The 7,864-nt window shown below is 68.9% G+C and carries 5 protein-coding genes; 2 read left to right on the forward strand and 3 right to left on the reverse strand.

The genetic code is table 11. The features are described from left to right. From narJ to APM_RS13620, 3 genes are all read right to left on the reverse strand, one after another. On the reverse strand, positions 1-525 hold a 525-nt coding region (narJ, locus tag APM_RS13610), incomplete at its 3' end, for a nitrate reductase molybdenum cofactor assembly chaperone (RefSeq protein WP_007423943.1). A 7-nt stretch (positions 526-532) separates the two neighbouring features. Next, on the reverse strand, positions 533-2,059 hold the full coding sequence (gene narH, locus APM_RS13615) for a nitrate reductase subunit beta (protein ID WP_007423944.1): 1,527 nt from the start codon (positions 2,057-2,059) through the stop codon (positions 533-535). Continuing rightward, on the reverse strand, positions 2,059-5,793 hold the full coding sequence (locus APM_RS13620; protein WP_007423945.1) for a nitrate reductase subunit alpha: 3,735 nt from the start codon (positions 5,791-5,793) through the stop codon (positions 2,059-2,061). The genes narH and APM_RS13620 overlap by 1 nt, the downstream gene beginning before the upstream one ends. 144 nt (positions 5,794-5,937) lie before the next feature. On the opposite strand from APM_RS13620, the gene APM_RS13625 reads away from it, so the two are divergent. Together APM_RS13625 and APM_RS13630 are read left to right on the forward strand one after the other, a co-directional pair. Continuing rightward, a complete protein-coding gene (locus tag APM_RS13625; RefSeq protein WP_007423946.1) occupies positions 5,938-6,660 on the forward strand; it encodes a helix-turn-helix domain-containing protein in 723 nt (240 codons plus the stop codon). 338 nt (positions 6,661-6,998) lie between these two features. Next, positions 6,999-7,864 (forward strand): ATP-binding protein (locus APM_RS13630; RefSeq protein WP_007423947.1); only part of this gene is annotated, 866 nt, incomplete at its 3' end.

The raw sequence follows: 7,864 nt of genomic DNA on the forward strand, positions 1-7,864 counted from the left end.
CTCCGGCGCGCGATCGGCGGCCGCCTCTGGGGCGAGGGCGAGCAGGGCCGCGAGGGGGGCGGCGTAGTCGCTGCGGCGCTTTTCGAGGCGCTGCGCCAGCGAGGCGGCGATCGGGCGGATCTCGCCGAGCAGGGCCAGCGCCTCGTCGGCCGGGATGGCGTCGAGATATTCGAGGAAGAGGGGCAGGAAGTCGGGCAGTTCGCCCGGCGCCATCTCCAGCCCGTGCGCCTCGTATTGCGCGCGCAGGTCGACCATCGCCTGGCCGCGGTCGCGCGATTCGCCGTGGACGTGCTCGAAGAGGTAGAGCGAGAGCGAGCGCGTCTGGTCGAACAGGGCGACGTAGCGTTCCTGGGTGTCCAGCAGGTCGTCGGCGGCGATGCGCAGGGCGAGGCGGGCGAGACGCTCGGCGAGGTCGGGCGGCAGGGCATCCGCCGCGCGGCAGAGGTGGGCGATGTCGGGTGCGGCGTCGCGCAGCGCGTCGTCCGGATAGGTCAGCAGCAGGCTGAGCAGCTTGAAAATTCGCATGGCGGCCTCAGGCGTTTTCCGGCGCGATCGGCACCGGGCGATGGCTCGGCGAGCCGAACAGGCTGGGTTTCGCGGCGCCGCCGGAGCAGCCGTTGCCGAAGCTGAAGCCGCAGCCGCCGCGCAGGTCGAACGCGTTCTCGCCGGCTTCGCGATGCGTCGAGGGGATGACGAAGCGGTCTTCGTAGTTCGCGATCGCCATCAGCTGGTACATCGCCTCGATCTCGGCGGCGGTGAGGCCGACGCGGGCGGCGATGCTTTCGTCGATCACGCCGTCGACCGTCTTCGCGCGCATGTAGGCGCGCATGGCGAGCATGCGCTCCAGCGCCTGGGCGACCGGCGCCTCGTCGCCGGCGGTCAGCAGATTGGCAAGGTAGCGCAGCGGAATTCGCAGGCTGCGGATGTCGGGCATGCCGTCGCGCTCGGCGATCGCGCCGGCATTCGCCGCGGCGGTGATGGGCGAGAGCGGCGGGACGTACCAGACCATCGGCAGGGTGCGGTATTCGGGATGCAGGGGGAAGGCGATCTTCCATTCCATCGCCAGTTTCCACACCGGCGAGCGGCGGGCGGCGACGAGCCAGTTTTCCGGCACGCCGTCGGCGCGGGCCTGGCGGATCACCTCCGGGTCGTTCGGGTCGAGGAAGATCGAGAGCTGGCTTTCATAAAGATCCTTCTCGTCGGGCGCGCTGGCGGCGGCCTCGATCCGGTCGGCGTCGTAGAGCACGACGCCGAGATTGCGGATGCGGCCGACGCAGGTTTCCGAGCAGACCGTGGGCTCGCCGGCCTCGATGCGCGGGTAGCAGAAGATGCACTTCTCGGATTTGCCGGACTTCCAGTTGTAGTAGATTTTCTTGTAGGGGCAGCCGGAGACGCACATGCGCCAGCCGCGGCACTTGTCCTGGTCGATCAGCACGATGCCGTCCTCGTCGCGCTTGTAGATCGCTCCCGAGGGACAGGCGGCGACGCAGGCCGGATTGAGGCAGTGCTCGCACAGGCGCGGCAGGTACATCATGAAGGTGTTCTCGAACTGGCCGTAGATTTCCTTCTGGATGCCTTCGAAATTGTAGTCGGCGCTGCGCTTCTCGAACTCGCCGCCGAGGATCTCCTCCCAGTTCGGGCCGCGCTCGATCTTCTCGATCGGCGCGCCGCTGATCAGCGAGCGGGGCTTCGCCGTGGGCGTCGCCTCCATTTCGGGGGCGGAATAGAGATGCTCGTAATCGAAGGTGAAGGGCTCGTAGTAGTCGTCGATCTCGGGCAGGTCGGGGTTGGCGAAGATGTTGGCCAGCACGCGCCATTTCGCGCCGATGCGCGGCTGGATCGTGCCGTCCGCCAGGCGGCGCCAGCCGCCGTTCCAGCGTTTCTGGTTTTCCCATTCGCGCGGGAAGCCGACGCCGGGCTTGGTTTCGACATTGTTGAACCAGGCGTATTCGACGCCTTCGCGCGAGGTCCAGACATTCTTGCAGGTGACGGAGCAGGTGTGGCAGCCGATGCACTTGTCGAGGTTGAGCACCATCGCCACCTGGGCGCGGATCTTCATTACAAGGTCTCCTTCGCGGCAGCATCGAGCGGGCGGTCGAGCCAGTCGACATGGTCGAGGCGGCGGACGATGACGAACTCGTCGCGGTTGGAGCCGACGGTGCCGTAATAGTTGAACCCGTAGGCGAGCTGGCCGTAGCCGCCGATCATGTGCGTCGGCTTCGGCACCGTGCGGGTGACGGAATTGTGGATGCCGCCGCGCTGGCCGGTGAGCGGCGAGCCGGGGGTGTTCACCGTCTTGTCCTGCGCGTGGTACATCAGCGTCATGCCCTGCGGCACGCGCTGGGAGACCACGGCGCGGGCGACGAGCGCGCCGTTCGCGTTATAGGCCTCGATCCAGTCGTTGTCGGCGATGCCTGCGGCTTTCGCGTCGACCTCGCTGATCCAGACCACCGGGCCGCCGCGGTTGAGCGTCAGCATCAGCAGGTTGTCGGTATAGGTGCTGTGGATGCCCCATTTCTGGTGCGGGGTGATGAAGTTCAGCACGAGATCCTTGCCGTCGGCTGCGCGGGCCTTGATCATCGGCGCGATGCTGCGGGTGTCGATCGGCGGGCGCCAGACGCAGAGCGCCTCGCCGAAGGCGCGCATCCAGAGATGGTCCTGGTAGAGTTGCTGACGTCCCGTCAGGGTGCGCCAGGGGATCAGCTCGTGGACGTTGGTATAGCCGGCGTTGTAGCTGACGTGCTCGCTTTCGAGGCCGGACCAGATCGGCGAGGAGATGATCTTGCGCGGCTGGGCCTGGATGTCGCGGTAGCGGATCTTTTCGTCCTCGCGGGCGATGGCGAGATGGGCGTGTTCGCGCCCGGTGGTCGCGGCCAGCGCGTCCCACGCCTTGACGGCGACGGCGCCGTTGGTTTCCGGGGCGAGGGCCATGATGGTTTCGGCGGCGTCGATATCGGTTTCGATGCGCGGGCGGCCGGCGGCGGGGCCGTGCGCGACGGTGCCGTTCAGCTTGCCGAGGAATTCGATTTCCTCCTGCGTGTTCCAGCCGATTCCCTTGCCGCCGTTGCCGAGCCGGTCGAGCAGCGGGCCGAGCGCGCTGAAGGCGGCGCTGACATTCGGGTAGTCGCGCTCGACGACGCTGACCTGCGGGAGGTTGACGCCGGGGACCGGCTTCGTTCCCTCCTGCGTCCAGTCATCGACGCCGAGGGGCTGGGCGAGCTCGCCGGGCGAGTCGTGCATCAGCGGGGTCAGCACGACGTCGCGCTCGCGGCCGAGCACCTCGGGGGCGATGCGCGAGAAGGTCTCGGCGATGCCCTTGTAGATGTCCCAGTCGCTGCGGGCTTCCCAGGCGGGCTCGACCGCCGCGGAGAGCGGGTGGATGAAGGGGTGCATGTCCGAGGTGTTGAGGTCGTTCTTCTCGTACCAGGTGGCGGTGGGCAGCACGATGTCGGAATGCAGCGCGGTGGTGGACATGCGGAAATCCAGCGTCACCAGCAGGTCGAGTTTGCCCTCCGGCGCTTCGTCGTGCCAGGCGACGTCGCGCGGTTTCGCCCCGCCGCGGGCGCCGAGGTCGGCGCCCTGCACGCCGTGCGAGGTGCCGAGCAGGTGCCTGAGGAAATATTCGTGCCCCTTGCCCGAGGCGCCGAGCAGGTTGGAGCGCCAGACGAAGAGGTTGCGCGGCCAGTTGTCCGGATGGTCGGGGTCCTCGGCGGCGAAATGCAGCTCGCCCTTCGCCAGACGGTCGGCGACGTAGTCGGCGGGCGCGAGTCCTGCCTCGTCGGCGGCGGCGGCGAGGCGGAGCGGATTGGCCGAGAGCTGCGGCGCGCTGGGCAGCCAGCCGAGGCGCTCGGCGCGGAGATTGTAGTCGATCAGCGCGCCGGACCAGTCGCCCTTCGGCGCGGTGGGCGAGAGCAGGTCGGCGATGTCGAGTGTTTCGTAGCGCCACTGGTCGGTATGGGCGTAGAAGAACGAGGTGCCGTTCATCTGCCGCGGCGGGCGCGACCAGTCGAGCGCGAAGGCGAGCGGCAGCCAGCCGGTCTGCGGGCGGAGCTTTTCCTGGCCGACATAATGGGACCAGCCGCCGCCGGACTGGCCGATGCAGCCGCAGAGCACCAGGAGATTGATGATCGCCCGGTAGCTCATGTCCATGTGGTACCAGTGGTTCAGCCCGGCGCCGAGAATGACCATCGACTTGCCGTGGGTCTTCGCGGCGTTCTGCGCGAAGCCGCGCGCGACCTCGATGACATGGCCGCGCGGCACGCCGGTGATGCGCTCCTGCCAGGCGGGGGTGAAGGGGATGTCGTCGTCATAGCCGGCGGCGACGTTGGCGCCGCCGAAGCCGCGGTCGATGCCGTAATTGGCGGCGAGCAGGTCGAAGACGGTGGCGACGAGGATTTCGCCCTCCGCCCCCTCGATCCGGCGGACGGGCAGGCGGCGGAGCAGGATGTCGGGGTGGTCGGTGCCGGCGACATGGGCGTGGCCCTTGCCGCCGAAATAGGGGAAGGCGACATCCTCGAACCCGTCGGCGGCGGCGGCGACGGACAAGGCGAGGCGGACCTCGCTGCCATCGGCGGCCTTTTCCTCGAGATTCCAGCGCCCCTGCTCGCCCCAGCGGAAGCCGAGCGAGCCGTGCGGGGCGACGAGGCGGCCGGTGGTCTCGTCGAAGGCCAGCGTCTTCCATTCGGGGTTGTTCGATTCGCCCAGCGCGCCGGCGAGATCGGCGGCGCGGAGCAGGCGCTCGGGGACCAGCGCGCCATCCTGCCGGACGAGGCGGACGAGGAAGGGCATGTCGGAATAGCGGCGGCAGTAGTCGGTGAAATAGGGGTCGGGATTGTCGATGTGGAATTCGCGCAGCACGACATGGCCGAGGGCGAGGCCGAGGGCGGCGTCGGTGCCCTGCTTGGGGTGCAGCCAGAGATCGGCGAATTTCGAGGCCTCGCTGTAGTCGGGCGAGACGACGACGCTCTTGGTGCCGCGATAGCGGGACTCGGTGTAGAAATGCGCGTCCGGCGTGCGGGTCTGCGGCACGTTGGAACCCCAGAGGATCAGGTAGCCGGCGTTGAACCAGTCCGCACTCTCCGGCACGTCGGTCTGCTCGCCCCAGGTCTGCGGCGAGGCGGGCGGCAGGTCGCAATACCAGTCGTAGAAGCTGAGATTGACGCCGCCGATCAGCGAGAGATAGCGCGAGCCGGCGGCGTAGGAGACCATCGACATCGCCGGGATCGGCGAGAAGCCGAAGATGCGGTCCGGCCCGTGGCGGCGGATGGTGTAGGCGTTGGCGGCGGCGATGATCTCGTTCGCCTCGTCCCAGGGGACGCGGACGAAGCCGCCCTTGCCGCGCACCTTCTGGATGGCGCGCCGCTTCTCGGGGTCGTTCATGATCGCGGCCCAGGCGGCGACGGGCGTCATCATCCGCCGTGCGGCGCGCCAGTAGCGGATGAGGCGGCCGCGCACCATCGGGTGCTTCAGCCGGTTGCCGCTGTAGAGATACCACGAATAGCTGGCGCCGCGCTGGCAGCCGCGTGGCTCGTGGTTCGGCATGTCCGGCCGGGTGCGGGGATAGTCGGTCTGCTGGGTTTCCCAGGTGACGATGCCGCCCTTGACGTAGATTTTCCAGGAGCACGAGCCGGTGCAGTTCACGCCATGGGTGGAGCGGACGATGCGGTCGTGCTGCCAGCGGCCGCGATACGCCTCTTCCCAGCTCCGGTCTTCCCGCGTGGTGATGCCGTGACCGCCGGCGAAGGGCTCGGGCTTGCGGCGGAAGAAGGTCAGCCGGTCGAGGAAATGACTCATGTGCGGGATCCGTCCGTGATGCGATCTGACGGAAACGTTACCCGAAAGGGTCAATGGCGGATTTGATTTCGATCAAATAGATTGTTGATGGCATCCGAAACTCGGCGTAATCCGGCGAAACGATCTACCGGAGGTTGCCTGAAGATGTCCGCCACCATGCACATGACCGATGACGCGGGCACGCCGGAGCTCGTGGCGCTGCTGCGCGATTCGCGGCTGTTCCCGGGCCTCGACGAGGCGGCTTGCCGGCGACTCGCGGCCCCGGCGATGACGATGCTGGTCGCGCGGCGGACGCGGATTTTCGAGCAGGGCGAGATGCCGGGGGCGCAGGTGATCGTGAGCGGGGGCCGCGTGCACCTGACCGCCTCGGCCGGCGGGCGGGCGGAGATGCTGGTGGAGACGGTGCGGGCGCCGGACCTGCTGCTGCCGGCGGCGGTGCTGGAGGATTCGCCCTATCTGCTGCGCGCGGTGGCGGCGACGGAGTGCCGGCTGGTGCTGGTGCCGGCGGTGACGTTCCGCGCCGTGGCGGCGGCGGAGCCGGCGGTGGCGCAGGCGGTGATCGCCTGCCTCGCGCGGCAGTTCCGGCGGATGACGCGGCAGGTGAAGATGCTCAAGCTGCGGACGACGACGCAGCGACTCGCCGCCTGGCTGCTGGCGCTGCGGCCGGCGGACGGGGGCGGGACGATCGAGCTGCCCTACGACAAGGGGATGATCGCCGCCGAACTCGGGATGACGCGGGAGAGTCTGTCGCGGGCCTTCGCGGCGCTGAGCGGCGAGGTGCTGACGGTGGAGGGCGCGCGGGTGCGGGTGCGCGACTGGGCGGGGCTGGAGGCGGTCTGCCCGCGCGATCCGCTGATCGACGATTGAACGCGGCGCGGCGCCGAACGGAATAGGGGGATGGTGCCGCTCTCTCACGGCAGTCACCGAGTTGCCGACGACATTTTTCGGCGGCGGGCGCGGTCCCCGTGCATTTTGCACGGCCTGTAGCGTGCTGGTTACCAGCCAGCAGATGCACGCATCTAGGCGTTTTGATGCATAGGTGGAACATATCGGGCAAAAGTTAAGAAACCCTTTCCATTTTCCGTCCGAGCCGAAATAATTCCCGAATCGCATCGATCCGGCGCCGGGCGGCGGCGGGACGGGCGCTCGACGCGGCGGCGCGGGGTTGATAAGCCCCGGGGCGCGAAGGAGGCGGCGAGTCGGACATGACGGTGGCGATCGAGATGGGGATGACGGCCGGCCAGGCGCCGGCGATGCTCGACCTTGAGGAACTTCTGGCGACGCGGCTGCTGGTCCAGGGCAATTCCGGGTCGGGCAAGTCCCATCTGCTGCGCCGGCTGCTGGAGCAGAGCGCCGCCTGGGTGCAGCAGACGATCATCGATCCGGAGGGGGATTTCGTCACCCTCGCGGAGCGGTTCGGGCATCTCGTGATCGATGCCGAGGCGCATGCCGAGGCGGCGCTGCAACTGGCCGGCGAGCGGGCGCGGGTGCATCGCGTCTCCACCGTGCTGAACCTCGAGGGACTCGACGCCGAGAACCAGATGCGCCGCGCCGCCGCCTTTCTCGGCGGGCTGTTCGAGGTGCCGCGCGACCACTGGTACCCGATGCTGGTGGTGGTGGACGAGGCGCAACTTTTCGCCCCCGCCGTCGCCGGCGAGGTGTCGGACGAGGCGCGCAAGCTCTCGCTGGGGGCGATGACCAACCTGATGTGCCGCGGCCGCAAGCGCGGGCTCGCCGGCATCATCGCCACCCAGCGCCTGGCCAAGCTGGCCAAGAACGTCGCCGCCGAGGCCTCGAACTTCCTGATGGGGCGCACCTTCCTCGATATCGACATGGCGCGCGCCGCCGACCTGCTCGGCATGGAGCGGCGGCAGGCGGAGGCGTTCCGCGACCTGGAGCGGGGGCATTTCATCGCGCTCGGCCCGGCGCTGTCGCGCCGGCCGCTCTCCCTCCGGATCGGCCCGACCGAGACCGAGGCGCGGCATGTGACGCCGCGGCTGACGCCGCTGCCGGAGGCGGCGATCGCCGATGCGCAGACCGTGATCCTCGCCCCGCCGCCGCCCGAGGCATC

Source organism: Acidiphilium sp. PM (assembly GCF_000219295.1).
Classification (GTDB): domain Bacteria; phylum Pseudomonadota; class Alphaproteobacteria; order Acetobacterales; family Acetobacteraceae; genus Acidiphilium; species Acidiphilium multivorum.